The sequence below is a fragment of the Scandinavium sp. genome (genome assembly GCF_051650185.1).
In the GTDB taxonomy this organism is placed as follows: domain Bacteria; phylum Pseudomonadota; class Gammaproteobacteria; order Enterobacterales; family Enterobacteriaceae; genus Scandinavium.
Window position 1 is genome coordinate 14,934 of the sequence record NZ_JBOFIN010000008.1, and the last position, 25,478, is coordinate 40,411.

The window sequence follows — 25,478 nt, forward strand, 5'->3', positions numbered from 1 at the left end:
GAAGAGAATAAAGTTAATGGAGAATGGTAATGAAGGAAATTTTAAGCAGTCAATTCGATGAGATCTCTGGCGGATGGCAGGATGCCGATGGAAGTGGACGAAAATCCTCGACCAATGGCGGTTCTGCTTCTGGCGGTACTGGCGGTCGTAATAATGGTGGGTTACAGGGGTTTCTGTCACAAAAATCCCCCTACGGAAGCGGGTCTGGTGCGTATGGATATTGGGGCGGGTCGGGGTCCGGCGGCAGCGGTGGAAGTCAGAGCGGCGTCCGGGGAGCCCCTAATGCTGGCGGGAACGGCGGGCGAAATCATTAACAGAAGCGACTCAGCGCTGTTTTAATATGAGAGATAAGCACAGTCGTTGTGCTTATCTCTGCAGGCTTGTTCAAAACTGCCTTCTGGCCACCAGCCACGCGCCAATCACCAGCATCACCGCACCGCAAACCGGCCCGACTAACGCACGCCAGGGGATGCCTTGCTGACGTAGGATATCCATCGCCAGCCCACCAATAAGCTGACTGGCAACAAGCACCGCAATGGTGGTTGCCGCGCCAACGTACTGATAACCGCTAATGCTCGCAAACACAAAGAAAGAGCCGAGCAATCCGGGAATTAACGTCCACCATTTGACGGTGGAGGCCAGTTCCTGAAAGCCGCTCAGCCCGTGCTTAATCAGCAGAATCGACACGAACAGCACGATCCCGACCAGCGAATTGAGCAACATCGCAATGAGGATGGTGGAGGCTGATTGAGTAATCTTCACCATCAGCGTGTTTTGCACGACCAGCCCAATACCCGCGGCAATCAGAAAGGTGAGCGTCAATGACTGGTTCATGGCTTCGCGTCCGGCTCCTGGCGCTCATCAAGCTGCAACTGCATAAACGTCAGATCCAGCCAGCGGCCAAATTTGGTGCCCACCTGCGGCATTTGCGCGGTGGTCACAAAGCCCAGCGAGGCGTGCAGTTTAAGCGATGCAGCGTTTTGCGATTCAATGCCCGCCACCATCACATGCTTACCAATCTGTTTAGCTTCGAGGATCAGCTGCGCCAGAAGGGCGCGGCCCAGGCCTTTTCCTTGATGCTGAGGATGAACATAAACGGAATGCTCAACCGTATGGCGGAAACCATCGAACGCACGCCAGTCGCCAAAAGAGGCATAGCCGGTGACAACGCCATTCTCTTCGCTGACCAGCACGGGATATCCGGCAATCTTACGCGCCTCAAACCAGGCGATTCGGTTATCCACATCAACCGTTTGATCGTTCCAGATAGCGGCAGTGTGCAGCACCGCGTGGTTATAAATTTCGGCAATCGCCGCACAGTCTTCACTGCTGGCATAACGAAGGATCATGGTAGCCTCAGGCGTTCACTATAGTAGTACGGTATAGATACTATAGTTCTTATGGCGTTGACAAGACGATCCCTGAGAATCAACTAAGCTTTTGCTCATGTCATCCTTAGCGGGACCGCGCATGAACATCATCCTTGCCCCAACAAACCTTGGTCTGCGACCGTTACGGCCAGGGCACATTCCCGGCACCTGGCGCGCACCGGAAGTGCTGATGGCCTGCGGCCTGGCGGAAAAATTGAATCCAACTGCTGTTGTCAGTTTGCCTGTGCCTGCCTATTCGCCGGATGCTGAACCGGGAACACGCATTCGCAATGGGCACGCCATCCGCGAGTATTGTTTAAGGATTGCGGATGAAGTGTCGCGATCCCACCGCAACAATACTTTTCCGCTGGTCATCGGCGGTGATTGTTCGGTTCTACTGGGTGCACTGGCTGGCGCTCGTCGTGCGGGCCCTGTTTCCCTGATCCATATTGACGGTCACAGTGATTTTCGCCATCCGGGAAACTACGACCCTCAAACTCTTTTAGGTGCTGTTGCAGGGATGGATCTGGCGTTAGTCACCGGGCGTGGTGAAGCGATGTTAACGAAATGGCCGGGGATAGACGGGCCGCTTGTGCCAGAAGCTGAAATCGTCCAGTTAGGGGAAAGGGAATCGCGTGGCAGTGATTACGCATGGCCTGATATCGCGCAAACGGCCATCACCCGAATCGACGTTTTTGCGGCTAACGAAGCCGGGCCAGACAACATTCTGCAAAAAATTCATGAGCGGCTGAAGCTCTCATCGCAGCGATTTTGGATTCATTTCGATGTGGATGTCCTCGACGAGAAAATCATGCCTGCCGTGGACTCGCCCGGCAGCCCGGGTATTGAACCTGAGTGGATCCAAAGTATCTGCTCCCGTTTACTGCAAAACCCGCTTTGTTGCGGGATGACGGTCAGCGTTTACGATCCGGACCTCGATCCGGACTTCCGCTGTGCGAAGTTGATCGTCGCTTTGCTGGAAGCCATGTTTCGTCGCCAGGTCAAGTGAGTCACTTAGGTAGCGGCAATCACCGCGTTATGCACTATAGTATTACGCCATGAATACTATTGAAGACACTCTCAACCAGCGCATCAGCGCTCGCATCCGTATTGAACGCGAATCTCGTGGCTGGTCCCTCAGCGAGCTGGCCGAGCGGGCAGGCGTGTCGCGGGCGATGATCCATAAAATTGAACGCGGCGACAGCAGCCCGACAGCCACGATGCTGGGGCGGCTTTCCGGCGCGTTTGGCATCAGCATGTCGACGTTAATCGCCCGGGCTGAAATGCAGGAAGGCAAACTTCTGCGCCTGGAAAATCAGCCCGTCTGGCGCGATCCGCAAAGCCACTATTTACGTCGCCATGTTTCCCCGCGAAGCGACTTACCGATTGACCTTGTTCAGGTCGAGCTTCCCCCCGGGAGCGATATTCCCATGCCTGCGTCGTCTTACGCGCTCGCGAGGCAGCTTATCTGGCTACAGCAGGGAAAATTGCTGTTTATCGAAGGTGATACTCGCCACGACATGCGAGCGGGAGATTGCCTTGAGCTGGGGCCGCCGAACGACTGCCGTTTTATCAATGAAACCGAAGAGCCCTGCGTCTATCTGGTGGTGCGTCTGAACCATTCAGGCTCGTAATGCCAATGCAGCCCGGCCATACACCGACTAGTCTCAGGAAACGCTTTCACAAAAGGAGTACACCATGACTGACTCTCAGGCACGCCATCGTCGTTGGGTGCTGGCTTCCCGTCCACACGGTGAGCCAGTGAAGGAAAATTTTCGGCTGGAAGAAGGGGAGATCCCCGTTCCCGCGCAAGGGCAGCTTTTGCTGCGCACGGTTTATCTCTCCCTCGATCCGTACATGCGCGGTCGAATGAGTGATGCGCCATCGTATTCGCCGCCTGTAGAGATTGGCGCGGTGATGGTGGGTGGCACGGTCAGCCGCGTTGAAACGTCTCATCACCCGGATTTCAGGAAGGGCGATTGGGTATTGGGGTACGACGGCTGGCAGAACTACACCCTTTCCGACGGTACCGGGCTGGTCAAATTAGGCGACAACCCAGAGCATCCTTCCTGGGCGCTGGGTATAGCCGGTATGCCGGGCTTCACCGCTTATATGGGGCTGCTGGATATCGGGCAGCCAAAAGCCGGTGAAATGCTGGTGGTCGCCGCAGCGACCGGGCCAGTGGGCGCCACGGTGGGGCAAATTGGCAAGATAAAAGGGTGTCACGTTGTGGGTGTGGCGGGCGGCAGCGAAAAATGCCGTTATGCCGTTGAAACGCTCGGTTTCGATGTGTGCCTTGATCACCGCGCGGAAGACTTCGCTGAACAACTGGCAAAAGCCTGCCCGAAAGGCATCGATGTTTATTATGAGAACGTGGGCGGCAAGGTATTTGATGCCGTGTTGCCGTTGCTGAATACCTCGGCTCGTGTGCCAGTCTGTGGCCTGGTGAGCGGTTACAGTGCCACGGATTTACCCGCCGGGCCAGACCGTTTGCCATTGCTGATGGGGACGCTGCTGAAAAAACGAATCCGTATGCAAGGCTTCATTATCGGTCAGGACTATGGTCACCGAATTGAAGAGTTCCAGAAGGCGATGGGGCAGTGGCTTCGTGAAGGAACCATAAAATATCGTGAACAAATAACTGACGGGCTGGACCATGCGCCCGAAGCCTTTTTTGGTCTGCTGAAAGGCAAAAATTTTGGAAAAGTCGTTATTCGCGTTGCAGCGGATGAGTAAAAACTCTCTTGCGGCGTCACAGACGCCGCAAGTTTTCGTGCAAATTTTCCATAAGCGGCTTTAATTAATCGAGCAACAGTCAATTGGTATGATTTGTGCGGCCTAATTAACAACCTAATAATGAATATTTATAGTCGATTGATCCATGTTATTTCCAACACCACCCGCGATACAGGATATATCCTGTTACCGCGCAGAGTTGTTTGCTCTCAGGCCGTCACGAGAACAATGAAATTGGAGACAGGAAATAGACATGCTGGATTTTGAAAAAGCACAGCGAATGAGCCTGACGACTCAGGTAGAAATCAATTTAAAAAGCGCATTAATTATTGGCGCACTCAAGCCAGGTGCTCGCCTGGTGACACGCGATCTTGCCGAACAGCTCGGTACCAGCATCACGCCGGTCCGTGAGGCGCTGCTGCGGCTGGTTTCAGCAGGTGCCTTGCACGCCACGCCCGCTCAGGCGTTTTTAGTGCCGGAGGTCTCGGAGCATCGGTATCATGAAATCAACCAGATTCGCAAAAAGCTGGAAGGCATGGCGGCGAGTGCCGCAGCCACGCTAATGACAGGGGAAAAGCTGGATTCGCTGCACACCTACGTTGAAGCGTTTCATGAAGCGAAATCACGGGGTGATATGGAGCAGGCGCTGCAGGCGAATTGTCGCTTCCGTTTCCGTCTTTACGACTACGCTGAAATGCCAACGCTGACGGTGCTTATCGAACAACTGTGGGTGCGGATTGGGCCTTGCTTTAACTATTTGCATCCTCTTTCTTGCGAGGTCTTTAAACAGCATCGTTATTATGACGATCTGCTTGGCGCGCTGGCGAAAAAAGATGAAGCGGAAAGTTGTGCTGCAATTTGTAGGGCGATTGATCAAGGCGCCGCTATTTTGCAGCGCCAGTATATTAATTGATTGCGGTAATTAATAAGTATTAAGCGCGCTTATTTAAGGTGCGCTTAAATATTACTTGAACGAGTAATCGACCGATAATCCCACACCGTAATTACGCCCTGGTGCCGGTTCGTAATAACGTCCATTGGATTCATTCACAATCACCGAGCCGACATAGCCGCGATCGAAGAGATTATCGATGCGGCCGAACACGTCCATATTCCAGTTACCCACGCCAAATTTGTAGCCCGTGTTCAGGCCGACGACGGTCCAGGAAGGGGCTTTGGCGGTGTTTTCATCATTGGCCTGAATATCGCTCAAATAGCGGATATCGCTGCCTGCATACCAGCCATGCTCGGGTTCATAGCCAAACGAGGCATAGCCCATATTGCGCGCGATACCCGGAATGCGATTGCCGTTGCAGTTGGTATCGTCACAGACGTTGGTGCGGTAGGTCGCATCCAGCCACGTCCACGCGGCTTTCAGTTTCCAGCTTTCCCCGAACTGTTGATCGAGCGACAGTTCCGCCCCCTGGTGGCGAGTTTTCCCGGCGTTTTTATAACTGGTACGTCCGCCGCTGCTGCTATCAACCACGATTTCGTTGTCAGTATCGGTCTGGAACAGCGCTGCGGTCAGCAGCCCGTTGCCGATACGTGTTTTGCTGCCGACTTCCACGGTTTCATTGGTCGACGGCTTCAGGTCAAAGTTCAGGCCACTTTGATCGTTCGGGCGATAGGAAAGCTCGTTGATGGTCGGCGTCTCGAACCCACGTCCGGCAGAGACATACACATTCCAGGCATCGGTGAGGGCATATTTCAGTGACGCCGCCGGTAGCCATTTATGGTAGCTGGCATCGCCGCTGTCATTGCCATTGCCCGGAGTGACGTAGAAGTCATTCGAATCAAACCACACTGAGCTGTAGCGCACCCCGGCATCGAGCGACAGCTTGTTCGTCAGCTGCCATTGGGTTTGCAGATACGGGTCGAGGTTCCACATCAGATTGCGTTCATTACGGCGCAGGGCGCCTTGCTGACCGTAGTCCGGCACGCCGTTGTCCAGCACAAAGTTTTCATAGCCTTTGCGCTTCTCGCTCATGTTTTCGTAGTCCAGCCCGGTCGTGAAGGTGACAGGCACCAGCAGTTTGCCGCGGTGCGTCCAGCGCGTGTCGATCCCTTGATAATGTCTGTCGAGATCGATAACGCCCCCGGCGTGAGACGGTTTGAGCTGAGGCGCCATCGGGATGGACTGATATTGCGTGGTCTGACGTTCGCCCGCATACATCATCACACTGAGGTCGTCCTGCTCGCTGAGCTGACGTTCGTAATGCAAACCGGCCTGAGTTTGTTTGAGATCTTTACGAGTGTTGTACTGATCGCCTCGCGGGGATTGCTGCGGGTTCGCGCGCCATTCGCTGTAGCTCAACCCGCCGGGATCGTTAGCCTTAATATCCACGCTGTTGAACAGCAGCGTGACCTTGCTGACGTCGTTAATTCTCACGCCAAGTTTGGCATTCGCCTGGTTTTTACGAGCGCCGCTGTGGTCGCGATAGCCGTGAGTGGCAAAGCGGGAAGTGGATACGGTGTAATCCACATCACCAGCCTGAGTGCCGTCGCCGACGGCGCCGGTGGCTTTCAGCCCATAACGCCAGCTGCCATAGCTGCCGTAATAACTGCTGGCTTCAATGGTTGTCGGCTGCTGCCCGGTCTGGGTGGTGATGTTCATCACTCCGCCGGACGAGTTGCCATACAGGGCAGAGAAGGGCCCACGCAGCACTTCAATGGTGTCTACGCTGCCGATATCAATATTCGACGTTTGCCCCTGACCGTCCGGCATGGTGGCCGGAATACCGTCGACGTAAAGACGAATGCCGCGTACGCCAAACGTGGAGCGAGAGCCGAATCCGCGAATCGACAGCTGCAAATCCTGAGCGTAGTTCTGCCGGTTCTGTACCTGTAACCCGGGTACGGAATTAAGCGATTCCGAAAGGTTCACGCGCGGCGTGGCATGACGCATATCGTCGCCGTTGACCACGCTCACTGCGGCGGGGGTATCGAGTTCAGAGACGGTGGTTTGCGGTGTTGCGGACACCACCATCGTCTGATCGTCGGCCGCAAAGGCGTCAGGCAAGGGAAGAAGCGGCAACAACAATGCCGGAAGCGCAGCCCTGCGAACTGTAATGATTTTCATGCAACTCTCGTAATAATGAACCAAATGGAACAACCGCGAATATGTTAATGCTTATGTAAATTATTTGAAAACCATAACGGCACGTTACGTTAAATATCGACTTAACAATGGCACATTTCTGGCGAGGCGGGGAAATAATTGCTCCACATTGCTGACATTAATGATTACTATTCTCAACAACAAAATGCAGTGCCATGACGCTGCGAGCAGGAAGCATGTCGGGCAGTACCACTATTTCGTATTTCAAAGGGAGTCGTCATGTCTTTACGTCACTTGTCCATGCCGCGTTTTCGCCGTTCTCTGCTGTTAACCTCTTTACTGCTTGCCGGGACGTTTAACGTTCAGGCAGCCGATGACATGATCCACAAGGCCGTTGGGAAAGGGGTCTATGAAATGGCCCTGAGCTCACAGGAAAACGCGCTGTGGGTGGCCACGTCGCAGAGCCGTAAGACCGACAAAGGCGGGGTGGTTTATCGCCTCGACCCGCAAACGCTGGATATCACCCTGGCGGTTCACAGCGACCTGAAACCGTTTGGCGCGACCATCAATAATCAGGCGCAAACGCTGTGGTTTGGTAACACCACCAACGGCACCATCACGGCGATTGACGCCAAAACGGGTGACGTGAAAGGGCGCGTAGTGCTCGACTCACGTCAGCGCAGTGAAACGGTGAAGCCGCTGCAACCACGCGAGCTGACCGTGGATGAGAAAACCAACAGCGTTTACGTCACCGGCGTGGGCAAAGAGAGCGTGGTGTGGGTGGTGGATGGAGCTACGCTCAAGCTAAAAGCGACCATTAGCGGCACCGGGAATCGCAGCACGGCACTGGCGCTCGATAACGAAGCTCAGCGTCTTTATACCGTCAGCGCAGAAGGCGAACTGGTCACAGTCGACACCGCTAAAAACACTATTCTGACGCGCCAGAAACTGGTGGATGACGGCAAAGAGCACGCTTTCCTGAACATCGCGCTGGATAAAGCCAACCACCGCGCGTACATCACGGATTTCAAACAGCCTGAAGTGCTGGTTGTGGATTACCGCAACGGCAAAGTGCTGGAAAAAATTGCCGCCCCGGAAGGGCTGGCGATTCTGTTTAACCCAACCCGCAATGAAGTGTACGTCACTCATCGTATGGCGGGGAAAGTGAGTGTGATCGACACTAAAACCAATAAAGTGGTGAAGACCTTTGCTACGCCGCCGCGTCCAAACAGCCTTGCGCTGTCTGCCGATGGCAAAACGCTGTTCGTCAGCGTGAAGCAGGAATCCACCCGCGAAAAAGAAGCGACCCAGCCGGATGAGGTGATTCGCATCGCGCTGTGATGGAGGAATAAGAAAAGCCGCTCGATTGAGCGGCTTTTTTGTGTCAGGTGGCGCTTCGCTTACCAGACCTACAATTTTTGTAGGCCCGCGCAAACGCAGTGCCGCCGGGCATTTACTGAGAGGTTTTCTCAACCAACGCCGGATCCTGCTCGCCTTCGTGATGAAACGGTGCCGTGCTGTGGATCTCGTGGACGCGCTTACGCACGCCGAACCAGCCAGCAATCAGCAGCACCGCAATCAGCGGAATCGACGCGATGGTGTAGGTGCCATTCGGGTAATCGAACGCCATCAGCACCAGCACGCTCAACAGGAACAGCAGCGTCAGCCAGGAGGTGACAGGTGCACCCGGCAGCTTGAAGCTGACATCGGCACATTTGCCTTCTTTGATGAACTTACGCAGGCGCATCTGGCAGACCACGATGAAGCCCCAGGAGGCGATAATGCCCAGAGAAGCCACGTTCAGCACGATCTCAAACACCTGAGAAGGCACCAGATAGTTCAGGAACACGCCGACCACATACACCGCCAGCGTGGCAAGAATACCCGCGTAGGGCACGTGCTGACGGCTCATTTTAGACATGAACTTCGGCGCAGAACCGCCCATCGACATGGAGCGCAGAATGCGTCCGGTGCTGTACAGGCCAGAGTTCAGGCTCGACAGCGCAGCCGTCAGCACCACGATGTTCATGATGCTGCCGACATACGGCACGCCAAGCTTGGAGAAGAAAGTCACGAACGGGCTTTGCCCTGCCTGGTAGGCATTCCACGGCAGCAGCAGAACCAGCAGCACCACGGAACCGACGTAGAACAGACCGATACGCCAGATAACGCTGTTAATGGCTTTTGGCACCATGGTCTGCGGATCTTTACATTCTCCGGCCGCGGTACCGACCAGTTCGATCGAGGCGAAAGCAAAGACTACGCCCTGAACCAGCACCAGCGCAGGCAGCAGACCATGCGGGAAGAACCCGCCGTTGTCGGTTATTAAATGGAAGCCCGTCGCGCCACCATCCAGCGGTTTTCCGCTGCCGAGGAACACAGTACCGACCACCAGGAAGATGACAATCGCCAGCACTTTCAGCAGCGCGAACCAGAACTCCATTTCAGCGAACCACTTCACGCCGATCATGTTCATGGTGCCGACGATGGCCAGTGCGCCAAGGGCAAACACCCACTGTGGTACATCGCCAAACGACCCCCAGTAGTGCATATAGAGGGCAACGGCGGTGATATCGACAATCCCGGTCATTGCCCAGTTGACGAAATACATCCAGCCCGCAACAAACGCGGCTTTCTCGCCCAGGAACTCACGAGCATAGGAGACGAAGCTGCCGCTTGATGGGCGGTGTAACACCAGTTCGCCCAACGCACGAAGAATAAAGAAGGAGAAGATCCCGCAGACGAGATAGACGATGGCGAGGGAAGGGCCAGCCATCTGCAAACGCGCGCCCGCGCCGAGGAACAGACCGGTGCCGATGGCACCCCCGATGGCAATCATCTGAACGTGACGATTGCCCATCGCCTTGTTGTAACCCGCCTCATGCGAGTTCAGCCAGCGGCGCTTAGCTGCGTGATGCTCCGCCGCGCTGTTGTGTTTTGTGCTCATTGTAATAACCCGATTAACCTGTCATTACCCCAATCAGGGGCCCAAAAAATGCCGCAGCGTTAACGATTGTGCGGCAGCACATTGTTCTGGCTTTCTCAGCATTCTGACGTAGAGATAAGGCAAAACATGGCGCAGCATCCTACCTGCAAATCATAAGCGACGCAAAACTTACAGGCGCGCAGAGTGACGAAGATCGCCCCTTTTCGTGTGGTCAGATCTGCTTCCTGAACCGTTACGGCAAAGCGAAATCTTTGGCTGGCTTTAAGATAAATTTCAGTGTGTTGCAAGAACCATCCTGGTGAGCGGTGGCAAAAAAGATGTTCAGGAATGAGTAATATCCGGCTGGACGTGAGCGTGGGAAGGTGAGGTGAATACATTACGACGCCATCGCTTATTGCGCTTTTGCCGCTGCGGTCTATAGTTTTTGTCCGATGAAAAAGGAGGCAGCCATGAGAATTAATGTCGTCGGCACCAGTGGAGCAGGAAAGTCGACGCTGGCACGTCGTTTGGCCGTTCACTTAAACGTGCCATACATTGAAATGGACACGCTTTACTGGCGTCCTCAGTGGCAAGGCACGCCGGATGCGGAGCTATTCGCTGTGCTGGAAACCCGCCTCGCGCAAACCGAGGGGTGGGTGCTGGACGGCAATTATAACCGCACCAGACGGATAAAATGGCAGAACGTAGACGTTATCGTCTGGGTGGATTATGGCTTCTGGCGAACATTCCGCCAGGCTTTCTCGCGCGCGCTATCCCGGGCATGGAGGCAAAAAGAGCTCTGGCCGGGAACCGGTAATCGCGAATCCTTTCGTCGATCCTTTATGAGCCGGGAGTCAATCATCCTGTGGACGCTGAAAACCTGGCATAAGAACAGAAAGCGCTATCTGACCGACACCCGTAACCCCGAATACGCCCATCTCCACTTCGTACGGCTACGCAATCAGGCAGAAACCGAAGCATTTATTGCCACACTTGTCGCAAAGGCGGCGGCTTGATATCTAATTTTGTGCAGAGCAAATGTAAATAAATTGTTTCTCTCCGTTCGCAAGCGCTTCTAATAATGCAGGCATGTTCCTGACAATGAGCCTGCGACATGTCTTATCGAATCAGTATTCTGGATAAAAGCCCACTGGCCGACGGTGAAACCGCGTCTCAGGCCCTGGCGCGTACATTAACGCTGGCGCAACAGGCGGAGGCGTGGGGGTATCACCGCTTATGGATAGCCGAGCATCACAATACTCAGCAGCTGGCGAGCCCCTCGCCGGAAGTGGTGATTAGCTGGCTGCTGGGGCAAACCCGCCGCATTCGTATTGGGTCCGGTGGCGTGATGCTCCAGCATTACAGCCCTTACAAAGTGGCGGAAAACTTTAATCTGCTGGCATCACTCGCGCCGGGTCGCGTTGATTTAGGCGTCGGCAAAGCGCCGGGGGGATTACCGCTCTCTACTCGCGCTTTGCAGCAGGGCGTGAATGCTCAGGAGAAGGGCACCTTTGCCGATCAGCTCACGCAGCTTGACCACTGGCTGGCACAAACCCGCACCGACAACCCAGACACCGTGTTGCCAACACCCATCCCGCCTCAGCGCCCGGAAGTTTTTTTGCTGGGGGCAAGCCTCGAAAGTGCCGAACTGGCCGCACAACTGGACTGGAACTTCGTGTTCGCGGCACACCTAAACGGTGATAAAAACCTGCTTCGCGAAGTCACCCAGCGCTGGCGTTCAATCAGCCGTCGCGACGTGCTGGTTGCGGTGCAGGTCATTGTGGCTGAAGACGCTGCTCAGGCGGCAAAACTGGCTTCAGCCGTTGAAGTCTGGGGCGTACGGCTGGAAAACGGCCAGCGCGTTTCGGTTGCCAGTCAGCAACAGGCCGAAGCCTTTGCTCACCAGGCGGGCAGCCCGGCGGTGGAAATTGTGCGCCGTGAAACGTCGCTGATTGCCGGAACAGCCTTGCAGGTTCGCGCTCAGCTTGATGCGTTGCATCAGTCTTACGGGGTGAATGAATTTATTATCGACACGCCGGTGGCTGAGGGAAATGCCCGACTGGCGTCACTGCGCCTGCTGGCACAAGCGTTGAACCGTGCGGAGGTGCTGTCATGAGTTTCGATCAACAGCTGATCCAGTGGCGGCGTGAACTGCACCAGTTTCCGGAGCTTTCATTGCAGGAAGTTGCTACAACGGCACGCATTCGCGACTGGCTGCAAACGGCAGGCTTGTCATTGTTGCCCTACGCGCTGAAAACCGGCGTGGTGGCGGAGATTGGGCAAGGCGAAAAGCTGATTGCCCTGCGAGCCGATATCGACGCGCTGCCGATAGAAGAGACCGCCGAGGTGGCTTTTCGCTCGCAAAACAGTGGTGTGATGCACGCCTGCGGACACGACATTCACACCAGCGTGATGCTCGGCGCAGCACTGCTGCTTAAGCAAAGGGAAGCCGAGCTGAACGGACGCGTGCGCATTCTGTTCCAGCCAGCGGAAGAGAGCTTTGGAGGGGCGAAAACGCTGATCCGCGCCGGAGCGCTGGAAGGCGTGTCGGCTATCTTCGGCATGCATAACGAACCTGGGCTGCCAGTGGGCGCCTTTGCCACTCGCGGCGGCGCGTTTTACGCCAACGTGGATCGCTTCGTCGTGCGAGTGCACGGAAAGGGTGCCCACGCAGCCCGCCCTCATGAAGGGAAAGACGCGATTTTACTGGCGAGTCAGCTGGTGAGCGCGTTGCAAAGCGTCGCCAGCCGCGATGTGAATACGCTGGATTCAGTGGTATTAAGCGTCACTCGCATTCAGGGAGGCAATACCTGGAACGTTCTTCCGGAACACGTCGAGCTGGAAGGCACGCTGCGCACGCATCGCAGTGAAGTGCAGCAGCAGGTCAAAGCGCGGGTGAGTGAACTGGCGGCAGGGTTTGCCAGCGCCTTTAACGCACAGATTGACGTTATCTGGTACGCCGGGCCGACCGCACTGGTCAATACGCCACACTGGGCCGACTTCGCAACAGAAGTCGCCGCAGAAAATGGCTATCGCACAAGCCATGCCGATTTGCATATGGGCGGGGAAGACTTTGCGGTCTATTTGCAGCAGATCCCCGGCGCGTTTGTCAGTATTGGCAGCGCCAGCGAATTTGGCTTACACCATCCGGCCTTTAATCCGGATGAAGCACTGATCGGCCCGGCGGCACGTTATTTTGCGGCGCTGGCGGAAAAAGCCTTACACACCATTTGATCGCACACGAATAAACGATTACCGACAGGGTAAGGGGTGATTATGTCTACAGAACGGCAATTGCGCTTAGGCACGATATTGCATGGTGCGTCCGGAAATATGTCAGCCTGGCGTCATCCTGCGGCGCTGGCGGATGCCAGTATTAATTTTGAGTTTGTGAAACAGACCGCTTTAAAAGCCGAGGAAGGGAAACTCGATTTTATATTTGTGGCCGACGGCTTATATATCAACGAAAAATCGATCCCGCATTTTTTAAACCGCTTCGAGCCGCTGACGGTATTATCCGCGCTGGCAAGCGTCACCCATAATCTGGGGCTGGTTGGTACGCTCTCCACGTCCTACAGCGAACCCTTTATCACCGCCCGCCAGTTTGCCAGCCTTGATCACCTCAGCAATGGCCGCGCAGGCTGGAACGTCGTGACCTCGCCGCTTGAAGGCTCGGCGAAGAACTTCTCACGCGCACAACATCCCGATCATTCATTGCGCTACAGGATCGCCGATGAATATTTGCAGGTCGTGAAAGGGCTGTGGGATTCCTGGGAGGGCGATGCCTTTGTGCGTAATAAAGCCAGCGGGCAATTCTTCGACGCCGCTAAATTACACACCCTGGATCACCACGGAGATTTCTTCCAGGTCGCCGGGCCACTGAATATTGGCCGCACCCCACAGGGGCGACCGATTATTTTCCAGGCCGGCGCTTCCGACGACGGAAAAAAACTGGCCGCCACCCACGCGGACGCTATTTTCACCCACCACGACTCTCTGGAAGAAGCTAAGGCCTTTTATCGTGATGTGAAAAGTCAGACGGAAATTCACGGTCGCCGGGCCGACGAGCTGCATATTTTCCAGGGCGTAAGCGTGATAGTGGGTGACGATGCCGAAGATGTGGAGCAGCAATACCAGACGACCGCCGCGCTGGTCTCCATTGAAGATGCGCTGAACTACCTGGGCCGCTATTTCGAGCACCACGATTTTAGCCAGTACCCGCTGGATGAGCCTTTCCCGGAACTCGGCACATTAGGGCAAAACAGTTTTCGCAGTACCACCGATGAAATCAAACGCAATGCCCGCGAACGTGGGTTGACGCTGCGCCAGGCGGCGCTGGAAGCGGCAAGCCCACGACCGCGATTTTCTGGCACGCCTGAACAGGTGGCAGATGGCCTGCAACACTGGTTCGAAAGCCACGCCGCAGACGGCTTCATCATTCAGGGCGGTACGCCAGATACCTTCCCACGCTTTGTTGAGCATGTCGTTCCGGTACTTCAACAGCGCGGTCTTTTCCGTCGCGAGTATCCCGGCACGACCCTGCGTGAAAGCCTGGGGCTTCCGCTTCCGCTTAATCAGTTCACACAACAATAAGAGACTTCACCATGCAAAAAACCTCGCTGCTGCTGGCTATCGCGCTGGCTTTTTCCGGGCTGGCGCAAGCTGGCGACGTCACGATTAACGGCACAGGCGTCAGCGTCGAAGCCAATAAAACGCCGGTCAATACCGATAAAAATCCGTCTGCCATTGCGCAGCTGCCAAAAGAGTTTCGCCCCGCAGTGCCGGGAAAATTCACGGTGGCCGTCGCGGGGCTCAATCAGCCGCCGCTGACGGTCTTCTCTGACGACAACAAAACGCTGCTCGGCAGCGAAGTGGATATCGCCCGACTGGTGGCCGACAGCCTGGGGTTACAGCTTAACGTGGTCGTCACCTCGTGGGAGGACTGGCCGCTCGGCGTGGCTTCAGGGAAATATGATGCCGCGATCAGCAATATTACGGTGACCAAAGAGCGCAAAGAGAAGTTCGATTTCGCCACCTACCGTAAAGACTCACTGGGCTTTTACGTCAAAGCCGATAGCCCGATTAAAAAGTTGGAAACCGCAGAGGATATCGCCGGGCTGAAGATTATCGTCGGCTCCGGCACCAATCAGGAAGCGATCCTGCTTGCGTGGAATGCGGAAAACCTCAAAAAAGGCCTGAAGCCGTTCACGCCGGTCTACACCAAAGATGATGCGGCGCAGACGCTGGCGCTGCAATCCGGGCGCGCTGATGCCTACTTTGGCCCGAACGTGATTGGCGCATGGAAAGCTGCCCTGAACGGGAAAACGAAGCTCGTCGGCAGCGTGGACGGCGGCTGGCCGAAAGCGGCGCACATTGCCGTGACGCTGAAAAAAGGCAGCGGGCTGGCTGAGCCGGTGCAAACCGCGCTCAATGGCGTCATCAAAAATGGCGATTACGACAAAGTGCTCAATCGCTGGGGCGAAGGCGTGGAGCGTATTCCGCAGTCCGAGCTCAATCCTGCCGGGCTTGGCGATTAAGGGGGTTAAATGAACGAACGTTTTCGTGATGTTTCCCCGGAAGACGCTGAATTACAGCCGATTCTGAGCGGACTGTTTGCCGAATATGCCGCCCGATATGGCGACTATTTTTCCCGTGATGCAGAGGTTGAGCTGACGGAATGGTATCTGCCACCGCTTGGGCTGTTCATCGTGCTGGAGCGCGACGGGGTGATTATCGCCACGGGTGCTTACAAACCGTATGACGAGCAGACGGCGGAAATCAAACGCATCTGGACCGACAAAACCCTGCGTCAGCAGGGCCTCGCCGGGCGAGTGGTGGCAGAGCTGGAGCGGCGTGCGCTGCTCGCCGGGTACAGCAACATGTACCTCACCACCGGCTTTCGTCAGCCGGAAGCCGTGCGCCTGTACCTGAGCCAGGGCTATCAACCGCAGTTCGATTTAACGCGCGATCCGGAAGAGTACAGCCGCCCGCCGTTCGATGGTCGGCTGCGATTTAGCAAAACGCTGGCGGTAACTGCCCTGAGCAAAAGTGCCTGAGGAGTGACGATGAAAACGCAAGAAAGCATCAAGGTGGTTCCCGCACGTTACCCGCTGCGGATCGTTGGCGCGGGTGTCGCGTTGCTCATTCTGGCGATCGTGGTGCAATCAGTCGCGTTTAACCCGCGCTGGGAATGGGGCGTGTTCGCTCGCTGGTTCTTTGACCCGGTGATCCTCGAAGGGTTAGGGCAAACGCTGTTGTTAACCCTGCTGGGCACGGTGCTCAGCGTCATTTTTGGCGGCGTTCTGGCGCTTTCACGGCTGTCAGCCTCCTGGCTGCTGCGAAGCCTTGCGTGGGCCTACATCTGGCTGTTCCGCTCGCTGCCGCTGATAGTAGTACTGATTGTGCTCTACAACTTCTCCTACCTGTACGACACGCTCTCAATCGGCATTCCGTTCACCGGCGTGGAATGGGCGAGCTACCAGACCATCAACGTGCTCGGGCAATTTTCTACCGCCGTGGTAGGGCTGACTCTGGTACAGAGCGCCTACACCGCAGAAATTATTCGCGGCGGGTTCCTCGGCGTCGATCACGGGCAGTATGAGGCGGCGGCTGCTCTGGGATTGCCCGCGTGGCGTCGCACGTTACGTATCATTCTGCCGCAGGCATTGCGCACCATTTTGCCGTCCGGGTTTAACGAAATCATCAGTCTGGCGAAGGGCACGGCGATGGTGTACGTGCTGGCAATGCCGGAGCTGTTCTACACCATCCAGATGATTTACAACCGCACTCAGGAAGTGATCCCGCTGCTGATGGTGGGCGCGGTCTGGTATCTGGTGATCACCAGCTTCCTCTCCGCGATTCAATACCTGGTTGAACGAGCGCTGGCCCGTAGCGAACGGCGTTCCGCCATCAATACTACCCGTAGCCGTGTCGCTGCCTCGGTCACAACCTCATCCACCGCAACGCAGGAGCCCGTCCATGCACACCTCTCCTGAAGGCCACATTTCGATTACCGGCGTCAGCAAATATTTTGGTCGCCACAAGGCGCTGGATAACGTCTCGCTGGAAATTCCACCGGGCACCGTCACGGTGATTTTAGGCCCGTCAGGTTCCGGAAAATCGACCTTGCTGCGGGCGATTAACCACCTCGAGCGCGTCGATGAAGGGTTTATTCAGATTGACGGTGACTACATCGGCTATCGCCGCCAGGGCGACAAGCTGTATGAACTGAAAGAAAAAGACATCCTGCGCCAGCGCGTCAACGTGGGTTACGTGTTTCAGAACTTCAATTTGTTTCCGCATCTGACGGTGCTTGAGAACCTGATTGAGGCGCCGATTGCCCACCGTCAACTCAGCCGTAAACAGGCGATTGAACGGGCTTATCAGCTGCTGGATGTGGTGGGTTTACGTAATAAGGCCGATTCATGGTCGCGTCACTTGTCTGGCGGCCAGCAACAGCGAATCGCCATTGCCCGTGCCTTAGCGCTAAGCCCGCGAGTCATGCTGTTTGATGAGCCGACTTCGGCGTTAGATCCTGAGTTAGTCGGCGAAGTGCTGGATGTTATCAAAGCGCTGGCGCGTTCAGGCACCACGCTGGTTGTCGTGACGCATGAGATTGGTTTTGCTCGTGAAGTGGCCGACCAGGTGGTGTTTATGGTGGACGGCAAAATTGTGGAGCAGGGCGACAGTGACGAAGTGCTCAATCACCCGCAGCACCCTCGCACGCGCCAGTTTTTATCGAAGGTATTGTCATGACGAAATGGACGAGTCTCAGCCTGTTACTGTGTGCCAGCGCAACCTTTGCCCAAGGGCGCATTGATTTGAAAGCCAACGAACAGCCGCTGCCGGTGACGCGCGATGAACAGGCTATTGCGAAGATCCCGGCCCATTACAAGTTTGTGGAGCCTGGCACGCTGACCGTCGCCATTTCCGCGCTTAACTCACCGCCACTGGCGCTGGTTGCCAGTGATAACCGCACACGCATTGGCAGCGATCCGGATATTGCGCGGCTGCTGGCAGGCAGTTTGGGGTTAAAGCTGAAACTGGTGCCGACCGCGTGGGAAGACTGGCCGCTCGGGATCACTTCCGGGCGCTACGATGTGGCGCTGGTGAACATTGCCGTGACCGAACAGCGCAAACAGAAATTTGATTTTGCGACCTACCGCGTGGATTCGCTGGCCTTCTCCGTGAAGGCCGACAGCCCTGTTCAGGCGATAAATGGCCCTGCGGATTTGTCCGGTAAAAAAGTGATCGTCGGTTCAGGCACCAATCAGGAGCGCATCCTGCTTGGCTGGAATGAGGAAAACAAACAGGCGGGGCGTGAGCCAGCGTTACCTGTCTATCTGACAGATGATGCTTCCGGCAACCTCTATATTCAGTCCGGCAGGGCGGATGTTTTCTTCGGGCCGCAGTCTGTTTCAGCCTATAAAGCGGCGTTGAGTGGCAAAACCAAAGTGGTCGGCCTTGGCCCGAAAAAAGCGTTTGTCGCCACCACCACCAAAAAAGGCAACGAGCTGGTGTACGCCCTTCAGGCGGCGCTTAATGGGGCAATTCAGCGGGGAGAAGTGCAAAAAATTCTCGCCCGCTGGGGAGAAGAGGGAGAAGGCGTGGCGGAGTCTGAAGTGAATCCGCCGGGAATTACCTACTGAACGTTCGCTGGGGGAGTCATCGCATCCGGACTTTATGGACCATACTTTTGTTTTTGCGATGAATCGGAGTGACGCTATGTTGACGGTCTATGGCGTACCGGGTTGGGGCTCGGCCATCAGCGAGGTGATGCTGACAATGGCGGAGATGCCATACCATTTTGTCGATGTCGAAGGGTTCGACAGCCCGGGTCCGCAGCGTGATGTGCTGATGCAAATCAATCCGCTGTGTCAGGTGCCGACGCTGCGGCTTGACGATGGCACAATCATGACGGAAAGCGCCGCAGTTGCGCTGATGATCCTCGATAAGCAGCAAAAACTGGCACCCGCAGTGGGAACACCACAGCGTCTTTTGTTTCAGCGTTTATTGATATGGCTGGTCGCCAATGTCTACCCCACGTTCACCTACGCGGATTACCCGGAGCGTTTCGTGCCAGATGCGCCAGAACAGCTTCAAAACGCGTGTATTGCTTACCGTAAAACCTTGTATCAATGGCTGGATCGGCAGTTGGTCGGGCCATATGCTTTAGGTGACACTGTCACACTACTGGATGCCTATATCGTCGTAATGCGAACCTGGGGGCCACGAGCCGCGTGGTTTGCAGAAAATACGCCTCGCCTTAGCGCCATCGCAGATAACATTGCGCAGCTTCCAGCGCTGCAAAAAGTGTTGTTGGAAAACAACGTGATAACTGCACAAATCGCTAATTAGCCCCGGCAGAAGATGATAGCTTTAGGGCAGACAATAAGGAGACTGCTATGCCACACGTAGATATCAAATGCTTTCCGCGCGAACTGAACGACGAACAAAAAGATGCCCTGGCGGCTGACATCGCCGCCGCCATCACACGTCATTTAGGCAGCAAAGATGGTGCGATCAGCGTTGCACTGAATCAGGTGCAACAGGATGAGTGGAAGACTCAGGTCTGGGATACCGAAATCGCGCCCAATCTGGACGAGCTAATCAAGAAGCCCGGTTACAGTATGTGACGTCGAAGCCTGAATTATTCTGAAGCCCGCCGATCGCGGGCTTTTTTCTGCCGGGTAAAAATCATTCTTTATGGTGACAGATCTTACTTTTTAATTCTCTGATAATGTAAATGAACTGAGTGGTAGATATCTCTCTGACTTGACGTTCTCTCTTCGCGTATTTTGGGAGTATCAATGCGTGCTGCTTTCGTGCGGATTGTAAGAGGTGCATATATGCGACTGGCATTGATTGCTGTGTGTTTATTGACTGCTTCATGTACTAATCCGTACCCAACGGCCACACCTGATTTTCCTTTAGTTAAAGGGTTGGCCCGCATTGATAAAAACTCTGAAAATAGCGGTAATATTGAGATTGATAATGCCGCGGGCATCAGTGAATATGAAAGGCTAACAGCCGAAGTTAAACTTGTTGATTTAAAAATAAAAGAGAAAGTCGTTAAGCTATCCAATCAGAAATACGCGCTTAGCGATATTGGGTTCCTCGGCGGTTTAACCTCGGTTATTGCTGCCGCAAGTGGTGCACTGACCACCGCACTGTATAGCGGCGGGGTGGCAATCGGCGGAAGCACGCTGTCTCAGCGATACAATTATGATGTCCAGATGCTTAATTATAATGTCACCAGAGCAAAGCTTAATTGTATTTATAAGGCGATGACCGAACTCACTGGAAAGGAACAATTATTGATTGTGAGCGATAGCGACAATGTGATAGCAGGAACATTGCGACCGTACATCGGGGGAGTATTAAACGATCTCGAGTTTGAGCTTGAAAAACAGCAAACCACCGTCAGCGTTGTTGCTCCCGATCTTGGCGCCGTCTCACAGTTTCTGACGCAGAAAAATGCTGCCAATAAGCTGCTGGCAAGTAAACCACCTGCATCTGGTGGCAATCAAAATTTTCGTAGTTATATAAGAATGCCAGATAATACAGAGCGACTTGCCGTCGTCAATAAAATTTCTGCAGATGTTGGGCTTTGCAAAATTTCCCCCTCAAATAAAAACGTTCAGATTAGTGAGGAACAATAAAAAGGTAAGGAGCTTTATGGTAGTCATCTTTATGTCTTAATCAAAAATCACCTATCCGAGGTCTGTTATGGACTGGTCTAAAGAGCCTGTATTGATTTTTATTTATATCATTATGACGCTGGCTTACATTGTCGTCTTTCGGCAAGTTTTCTCACTGTTAAAGGAACAGGGTTGGTCATTGACGGATGCCTTATCGGAACCGCCACTGCCTCCTGAGCCAGCAGCACCAGCAGCACCAGTCATACTGCCTAAACCCTTTGCCAGCTCAAGCCGCCTGATTGCGTTTGTCGGGATGGTGATCATTGCGATCATTTTTGTTGGCACGGGCTACTACGTTATCTATGCCTTATTCAATGATCCTTCACATATTGGCAGTAATCTGGAGAGCGCTGGGAAATATCTGATGTTTGGCGGGACGCTGTTTGCTCCTTATATTTTTAATAAAATCTCATCAATTGGAAAATGAATTTTCATTCACGATTTACTGTAAAGTGAGGCCGGTTATGGGAAATTTCTATACCGATACAATTAAGAGTGATAAACGTTTCAAAAGCAAAGATCGTATCTCTGATATTTTGCTTCTTGAACCCGTTACCCGAAAAATAGTTCTGAGCATTATTGAACAGGCTAAGCTCAATGGTCTTGAATTGATGGTTTTCGAAACCTATCGGAGCCAGGACCGGCAGGCGCTGCTTTATGAGCAGGGGGCGACCAAACTTCAGAAAGTTGGCGTTCATCATTATGGTTTAGCCTGCGATATAGTGAAAAGTATTAACGGTGAACCCTCATGGAAAGGGGATTTCACTTTGTTAGGCCAACTGGCGTGGCACAATAAAATGATTTGGGGCGGCGACTGGGGCACCCCGACAATCAAGCATACCTTTATCGACGATGACCATGTACAGCGCTGTACCATTGGCCGTCAGGCGTTGCTCTTCTCAGGCCAATGGTATCCTGACGAACAGTATGATCCTTACCAGGACCTTTAAAGCCTGACGTGGCAGAGTCACTATTACGGGCGCTTGCATGATTTCCCATCTGCCTCTCTGACTGATAAGCGGCAGGTGGGAATGGCTATCTTTATTTCTCACTATGACGCGCAACATCTTCCACCAGCCAGTCATGGAAAATCTTCACTTCTGACCGTTGGCGCGCATGAGGAGAAGTGACGATAAAATACGACCAGCTGAGCGGCCAGGCTTGCTCTGCAAACAGCTGGCGTAACTGCCCGGTGGCGATCAGTTGTGCTACCAGGGCGCGGCGAACCACGGCTATTCCGCGTCCTGTTAATGCAGCGAGGATCACCGCCGAGGTTGAATTGATATGTAAGCCGCTCAGGTTATCCGTACACGCGCCAAGGGTAGTGAGGATTTTCTTCCAGCCAGGGAAGTTTGCCCCAGGATGTGGCGTATCATCGGTAATCAGCTTTTGCTGGCACAGCCAGTCCGCCGTCGGCGCGATGTTCTCCGCCAGCAGTCGCGGGCTGCACACCAGGATCGCTTCTTCATCCATCAGCCAGGTTTTGCTTAAACCGGGCCAGTCGCCCGGCCCACAGCGAATACCGATATCCGCAGCTTCGTGTTCCACGTCCATCAGCTTTTCTGTCACATCCAGTCGAAGATCGATGCTTTCATGTTGCTCAGCAAAGCGGCTCAGGCGCTCCATTAGCCAGTTCATCAACAGAACCTGCGAAGCGGTGAGCACTATAGCCGCGCGCGCCTGACGACCGCGTAGTTTGTTGAGACCAGCTTCAAGACTATCCAGCCCAAGCGTGATGTCCTGTAGGGCTTCCTGCGCGCTGGCGACCAGCGTCATACGCGATTTACCTGAACGCGTACGTTCAAACAAAGGGCGTCCGACCCATTCTTCCAGTGCCCGAACCAGTTGCCCGACCGCCGCAGGCGTGACGCCCAGTTCCTCTGCCGCACCGGTAAAACTCCCGTGGCGAGCGGTGGCTTCAAATGCGTGCAGCCATTTTAGTCTGTTTAGTGAGCGCATGATGTTCTCCGGGTTATTTCCGGCTAAGTGTACTTCAGACGAGATAGTTTTTCTTTTCTGATGACGGATTTCTTATGCGTCGTGATGGTAAGGCGAGGCTGGCAGAATGCCCCACATCGAAAGGCGAAACGCCCGTTAATCACTCTGAGGTTATGATGAACACAATCTTTGCATGTAAAAAACTTTTAGTTGTCGGTGGCACCAGCGGCATGGGTCTGGAAACCGCACGTCTGATTTTGAAAAATGGCGGCAGCGCCGTTCTGGTGGGTAACCGCGCAGAGAAAGCAGAGCAGGCGCGTCAGGCGTTGGCTGCGGATGGTCAGGTGGACATCATTCTCGCTGACCTGATGAGTGAAGACGGCATGCGTAAAGTGATGGAAACCGTGAACCGCGATCACCAGGATATCAGTATGTTAGTCAACGCTGCCGGGGTCTTCTTCCCAAAACCGTTTACCGGGCACGAGATGGCGGATTACGACATGTACATGAGCATCAACCGTGCCAGCTTCTTTATCACCCGCGATGTGGTGCGCAACATGGTTGCCAACGGCATTCAGGGTTCGATTGTGAATATCGGTTCGATGTGGGCGCAACAGGCGATCGGCGCAACACCATCCTCGGCGTACTCGATGGCGAAAGCGGGCTTACACGCGCTGACCAAAAATTTGGCCATCGAGCTGGGTGAAAAAGGTATTCGCGTGAATGCGGTATCACCGGCAGTGGTTCACACGCCGATTTATGAAGGCTTTATCCCGAAAGACGAAGTGAAAGGAGTGATGAGCAGCTTCGACAGTTTCCACCCAATTGGTCGCGTGGGAACGCCAGCGGACGTTGCCGAAGCCGTTGTCTTCCTGCTGTCCGACAAAGCTGGTTGGGTCACAGGTGCTGTCTGGGATGTGGATGGTGGCGTAATGGCGGGCAGGAACGCTTAAACGTAAACTTGCTCCCTCTCCCTTTCGGGAGAGGGTCGGGGTGAGAGCATCAGGCTGCACCTGTCTTACTCTGCCGCTTTGACCATTTTACCGCTGGTGACAAACGTGCCAGCGCCGAGATGATGCAGCGTATTGCGACGATCGCCGTTGAATTGCCAGCGCCCTTCGACAAACGCCTGCTCATCGGCTGCGGCTGCCACCACTTCGCCGAACAACGTGTCGTATTTTTCTTGTGCGGCGGTGGCGGGCAGCAGGCGGCATTCCATCCACGCCAGGCATTTTTCTTCAATCACCGGCAACCCCAGCACCGGGCCACGCACGGCAGGAATGCCGTAGCAGTTGAATTTATCTTCATCACGTCCCGTCACGCTGCCCACGGCGTAAGTCCAGTTGGCGGCGTCCACACCCGGGATCACAATCCCAAAGCGACCGCTGCGCTCAATGAGCTCCCGCGACCAGGCGCTTTTATCCACCACAATCGCAATTCTTGGCGGTTCGAACTCGACCGGCATCGACCAGGCGGCGGCCATTACGTTGCGTCTGTCGAGGGTTTCGTCATAGCTGGTGATGAGAATGGTCGGGCCGTGATTGAGCAAACGGCTGGCATGTTTTAATTCAACGGGACGAAATCGGCTCATAGCAATTCTCCTGACGGTTTGCTGCATTAAATCGTGTTCCGCGAGCGGAAAACAGCGCTCGCGCACAAACGGAAAAAGTCACCGCACAAAAACGCCTTTGCGGCGAAAAAAATACGTTATAAACACACTATATCTGATGCAAGGAGGCCGCATGAGCCCATTTTTAACTGCCTATTTCGCTCGTCTTAACTGGACGGAACACGCCGTTGTTTCCATCGAAACTTTGCGTGCGCTGCACCTGCAGCACAACTGTACTATTCCGTTTGAAAATCTGGACGTGTTGCTGCCCCGGGAAATTCAGCTCGACGATCAGTCGCTGGAAGATAAGCTGATTTCCGCCCGACGCGGCGGGTATTGCTTCGAGCAAAATGGGCTGTTCGAACGTGCGCTCCGCGAGATTGGCTTTAACGTTCGTAGCGTGCTCGGCCGGGTGATTTTGGCGAATCCCTCGCAGATGCCACCGCGCACGCATCGTTTGCTGCTTGTGGAACTGAAAGGCGAACGCTGGATTGCTGACGTGGGTTTCGGCGGGCAAACGCTGACCGCACCAATTCGTCTTCAGGCGGATAGCGAGCAAACCACGCCCCACGGCGTCTATCGTCTGTTTAATGAAGGCAACGACTGGACGCTACAGTTCCGTCATCACGATCGCTGGCAGTCGATGTACGTTTTCGATCTGGTGCCGCAATTCACGGCCGATCACGTGATGGGCAATTTCTGGTCGGCCCACTGGCCGCAGTCGCATTTTCGTCACCATCTGCTGATGTGCCGTCATCTGCCGGACGGAGGAAAACTGACGCTCACTAACTTCCATTTCACTCATCAGCAGGACGGCCATGTGGTGGAGAACCTTCATCTGCCGGACGTGGAGAGCCTGTATCTGTTGTTGCAGGACAGGTTCGGGGAGGGCGTGGACGACCCGAAAAACGGGTTTACGTTAGCGGATTTAGCGGCGGTAATGGCGGCGTTTGATACGCATCCGGAAGCGGGGAAATAATGTCATTGTCGGGTGGCGGCTAACGCCTGACCCGACCTTGTATTATCCCCCACGTGCAGAAAGAGCCGGCCAGTTCTTTCTGCCTGCAGTCCGGACGCCGTACCTGACCTTAGATTCTCAAATCTGTGGCGTAGATAATTCGCGCCGGACTGCACTTCTCCA

26 protein-coding genes and 1 pseudogene are annotated in these 25,478 nt (G+C 54.7%); 21 read left to right on the forward strand and 6 right to left on the reverse strand.

The features are described from left to right. The first annotated feature begins 57 nt into the window (after nucleotides 1-57). On the forward strand, nucleotides 58-339 hold the full coding sequence (locus ACRCWW_RS00970) for a hypothetical protein (RefSeq protein WP_438680717.1): 282 nt from the start codon (nucleotides 58-60) through the stop codon (nucleotides 337-339). 45 nt (nucleotides 340-384) lie between these two features. Here the strand turns inward: ACRCWW_RS00970 and ACRCWW_RS00975 are convergent, their stop codons facing one another. Together ACRCWW_RS00975 and ACRCWW_RS00980 are read right to left on the reverse strand one after the other, a co-directional pair. Then, nucleotides 385-834 carry a DMT family transporter gene (locus ACRCWW_RS00975; RefSeq protein WP_438680718.1) on the reverse strand — a complete coding sequence of 150 codons (450 nt, stop codon included), beginning with the start codon at nucleotides 832-834 and terminating at the stop codon, nucleotides 385-387. After that, nucleotides 831-1,349 carry a GNAT family N-acetyltransferase gene (locus ACRCWW_RS00980; protein ID WP_438680719.1) on the reverse strand — a complete coding sequence of 173 codons (519 nt, stop codon included), beginning with the start codon at nucleotides 1,347-1,349 and terminating at the stop codon, nucleotides 831-833. The genes ACRCWW_RS00975 and ACRCWW_RS00980 overlap by 4 nt, the downstream gene beginning before the upstream one ends. 121 nt (nucleotides 1,350-1,470) lie before the next feature. Between ACRCWW_RS00980 and ACRCWW_RS00985 the strand changes: the two genes are divergently transcribed. The 4 genes from ACRCWW_RS00985 (at nucleotide 1,471) to ACRCWW_RS01000 (ending at nucleotide 5,019) form a co-directional block, all read left to right on the forward strand. Further along, the gene (locus ACRCWW_RS00985) at nucleotides 1,471-2,379 is read left to right on the forward strand and encodes an arginase family protein (RefSeq protein WP_438680720.1); all 909 of its coding nucleotides are present in this window, start codon (nucleotides 1,471-1,473) and stop codon (nucleotides 2,377-2,379) included. Between the two features lie 49 nt (nucleotides 2,380-2,428). Further along, on the forward strand, nucleotides 2,429-3,004 hold the full coding sequence (locus ACRCWW_RS00990) for a helix-turn-helix domain-containing protein (RefSeq protein WP_438680721.1): 576 nt from the start codon (nucleotides 2,429-2,431) through the stop codon (nucleotides 3,002-3,004). 64 nt (nucleotides 3,005-3,068) lie between these two features. Then, nucleotides 3,069-4,106 carry an NADP-dependent oxidoreductase gene (locus ACRCWW_RS00995; RefSeq protein WP_438680722.1) on the forward strand — a complete coding sequence of 346 codons (1,038 nt, stop codon included), beginning with the start codon at nucleotides 3,069-3,071 and terminating at the stop codon, nucleotides 4,104-4,106. Nucleotides 4,107-4,359: 253 nt separating this feature from the next. Continuing rightward, complete coding sequence (locus tag ACRCWW_RS01000) at nucleotides 4,360-5,019, forward strand: GntR family transcriptional regulator (protein WP_438680723.1); 660 nt, start codon at nucleotides 4,360-4,362, stop codon at nucleotides 5,017-5,019. Between the two features lie 51 nt (nucleotides 5,020-5,070). On the opposite strand, the gene pqqU is transcribed toward ACRCWW_RS01000, so the two are convergent. Continuing rightward, nucleotides 5,071-7,185 (reverse strand): TonB-dependent receptor PqqU, encoded by a 2,115-nt coding sequence (pqqU, locus tag ACRCWW_RS01005; RefSeq protein ID WP_438680724.1) that lies wholly within the window; start codon nucleotides 7,183-7,185, stop codon nucleotides 5,071-5,073. A 258-nt stretch (nucleotides 7,186-7,443) separates the two neighbouring features. Between pqqU and ACRCWW_RS01010 the strand changes: the two genes are divergently transcribed. Further along, the gene (locus tag ACRCWW_RS01010; RefSeq protein ID WP_438680725.1) at nucleotides 7,444-8,505 is read left to right on the forward strand and encodes a YncE family protein; all 1,062 of its coding nucleotides are present in this window, start codon (nucleotides 7,444-7,446) and stop codon (nucleotides 8,503-8,505) included. A 112-nt stretch (nucleotides 8,506-8,617) separates the two neighbouring features. Here the strand turns inward: ACRCWW_RS01010 and ansP are convergent, their stop codons facing one another. Beyond that, nucleotides 8,618-10,111 (reverse strand): L-asparagine permease, encoded by a 1,494-nt coding sequence (gene ansP / locus ACRCWW_RS01015; RefSeq protein WP_438680726.1) that lies wholly within the window; start codon nucleotides 10,109-10,111, stop codon nucleotides 8,618-8,620. Nucleotides 10,112-10,560: 449 nt separating this feature from the next. Between ansP and ACRCWW_RS01020 the strand changes: the two genes are divergently transcribed. The 13 genes and pseudogenes from ACRCWW_RS01020 (at nucleotide 10,561) to ACRCWW_RS01080 (ending at nucleotide 21,740) form a co-directional block, all read left to right on the forward strand. Beyond that, nucleotides 10,561-11,106 (forward strand): adenylate kinase, encoded by a 546-nt coding sequence (locus ACRCWW_RS01020; RefSeq protein WP_438680727.1) that lies wholly within the window; start codon nucleotides 10,561-10,563, stop codon nucleotides 11,104-11,106. Between the two features lie 98 nt (nucleotides 11,107-11,204). Further along, a complete protein-coding gene (locus tag ACRCWW_RS01025) occupies nucleotides 11,205-12,206 on the forward strand; it encodes an MsnO8 family LLM class oxidoreductase (protein ID WP_438680728.1) in 1,002 nt (333 codons plus the stop codon). After that, a complete protein-coding gene (locus ACRCWW_RS01030; RefSeq protein WP_438680729.1) occupies nucleotides 12,203-13,324 on the forward strand; it encodes a M20 peptidase aminoacylase family protein in 1,122 nt (373 codons plus the stop codon). Before ACRCWW_RS01025 ends, ACRCWW_RS01030 begins: the two co-directional genes overlap by 4 nt. A 42-nt stretch (nucleotides 13,325-13,366) precedes the next feature. Continuing rightward, nucleotides 13,367-15,627: pseudogene (locus ACRCWW_RS01035) on the forward strand (NtaA/DmoA family FMN-dependent monooxygenase). Nucleotides 15,628-15,636: 9 nt separating this feature from the next. Continuing rightward, the gene (locus ACRCWW_RS01040; RefSeq protein ID WP_438680730.1) at nucleotides 15,637-16,146 is read left to right on the forward strand and encodes a GNAT family N-acetyltransferase; all 510 of its coding nucleotides are present in this window, start codon (nucleotides 15,637-15,639) and stop codon (nucleotides 16,144-16,146) included. Nucleotides 16,147-16,155: 9 nt separating this feature from the next. After that, nucleotides 16,156-17,085, forward strand: coding sequence for an amino acid ABC transporter permease (locus ACRCWW_RS01045; protein WP_438680731.1), 930 nt, complete (start codon nucleotides 16,156-16,158; stop codon nucleotides 17,083-17,085). Further along, complete coding sequence (locus tag ACRCWW_RS01050) at nucleotides 17,069-17,845, forward strand: amino acid ABC transporter ATP-binding protein (protein WP_438680732.1); 777 nt, start codon at nucleotides 17,069-17,071, stop codon at nucleotides 17,843-17,845. Before ACRCWW_RS01045 ends, ACRCWW_RS01050 begins: the two co-directional genes overlap by 17 nt. After that, nucleotides 17,842-18,738, forward strand: a complete 897-nt coding sequence (locus ACRCWW_RS01055; protein ID WP_438680733.1) for an ABC transporter substrate-binding protein — start codon at nucleotides 17,842-17,844, stop codon at nucleotides 18,736-18,738. The genes ACRCWW_RS01050 and ACRCWW_RS01055 overlap by 4 nt, the downstream gene beginning before the upstream one ends. 76 nt (nucleotides 18,739-18,814) lie before the next feature. Continuing rightward, the gene (locus ACRCWW_RS01060) at nucleotides 18,815-19,447 is read left to right on the forward strand and encodes a glutathione S-transferase family protein (protein ID WP_438680734.1); all 633 of its coding nucleotides are present in this window, start codon (nucleotides 18,815-18,817) and stop codon (nucleotides 19,445-19,447) included. A gap of 47 nt (nucleotides 19,448-19,494) precedes the next feature. Beyond that, nucleotides 19,495-19,725: a tautomerase PptA gene (pptA, locus tag ACRCWW_RS01065; protein ID WP_438680735.1), complete on the forward strand. Its 231-nt coding sequence runs from the start codon at nucleotides 19,495-19,497 to the stop codon at nucleotides 19,723-19,725. 213 nt (nucleotides 19,726-19,938) lie between these two features. Further along, entirely contained in the window at nucleotides 19,939-20,751 is an 813-nt protein-coding gene (locus tag ACRCWW_RS01070; protein WP_438680736.1) for a hypothetical protein, read from the forward strand. Between the two features lie 67 nt (nucleotides 20,752-20,818). Next, complete coding sequence (locus ACRCWW_RS01075; RefSeq protein WP_438680737.1) at nucleotides 20,819-21,217, forward strand: hypothetical protein; 399 nt, start codon at nucleotides 20,819-20,821, stop codon at nucleotides 21,215-21,217. A gap of 37 nt (nucleotides 21,218-21,254) precedes the next feature. Further along, on the forward strand, nucleotides 21,255-21,740 hold the full coding sequence (locus tag ACRCWW_RS01080) for a M15 family metallopeptidase (protein ID WP_438680738.1): 486 nt from the start codon (nucleotides 21,255-21,257) through the stop codon (nucleotides 21,738-21,740). 91 nt (nucleotides 21,741-21,831) lie between these two features. Here the strand turns inward: ACRCWW_RS01080 and ACRCWW_RS01085 are convergent, their stop codons facing one another. Beyond that, on the reverse strand, nucleotides 21,832-22,749 hold the full coding sequence (locus tag ACRCWW_RS01085; protein ID WP_438680739.1) for a LysR substrate-binding domain-containing protein: 918 nt from the start codon (nucleotides 22,747-22,749) through the stop codon (nucleotides 21,832-21,834). 155 nt (nucleotides 22,750-22,904) lie between these two features. On the opposite strand from ACRCWW_RS01085, the gene ACRCWW_RS01090 reads away from it, so the two are divergent. Beyond that, nucleotides 22,905-23,681, forward strand: coding sequence for an SDR family NAD(P)-dependent oxidoreductase (locus ACRCWW_RS01090; RefSeq protein ID WP_438680740.1), 777 nt, complete (start codon nucleotides 22,905-22,907; stop codon nucleotides 23,679-23,681). A 65-nt stretch (nucleotides 23,682-23,746) separates the two neighbouring features. Here the strand turns inward: ACRCWW_RS01090 and ACRCWW_RS01095 are convergent, their stop codons facing one another. After that, complete coding sequence (locus ACRCWW_RS01095) at nucleotides 23,747-24,319, reverse strand: flavin reductase family protein (protein ID WP_438680741.1); 573 nt, start codon at nucleotides 24,317-24,319, stop codon at nucleotides 23,747-23,749. Nucleotides 24,320-24,470: 151 nt separating this feature from the next. Here ACRCWW_RS01095 and nhoA point away from each other — a divergent pair, with 151 nt between their 5' ends. Beyond that, nucleotides 24,471-25,316, forward strand: a complete 846-nt coding sequence (gene nhoA / locus ACRCWW_RS01100; RefSeq protein WP_438680742.1) for an N-hydroxyarylamine O-acetyltransferase — start codon at nucleotides 24,471-24,473, stop codon at nucleotides 25,314-25,316. Nucleotides 25,317-25,478: the final 162 nt, after the last annotated feature.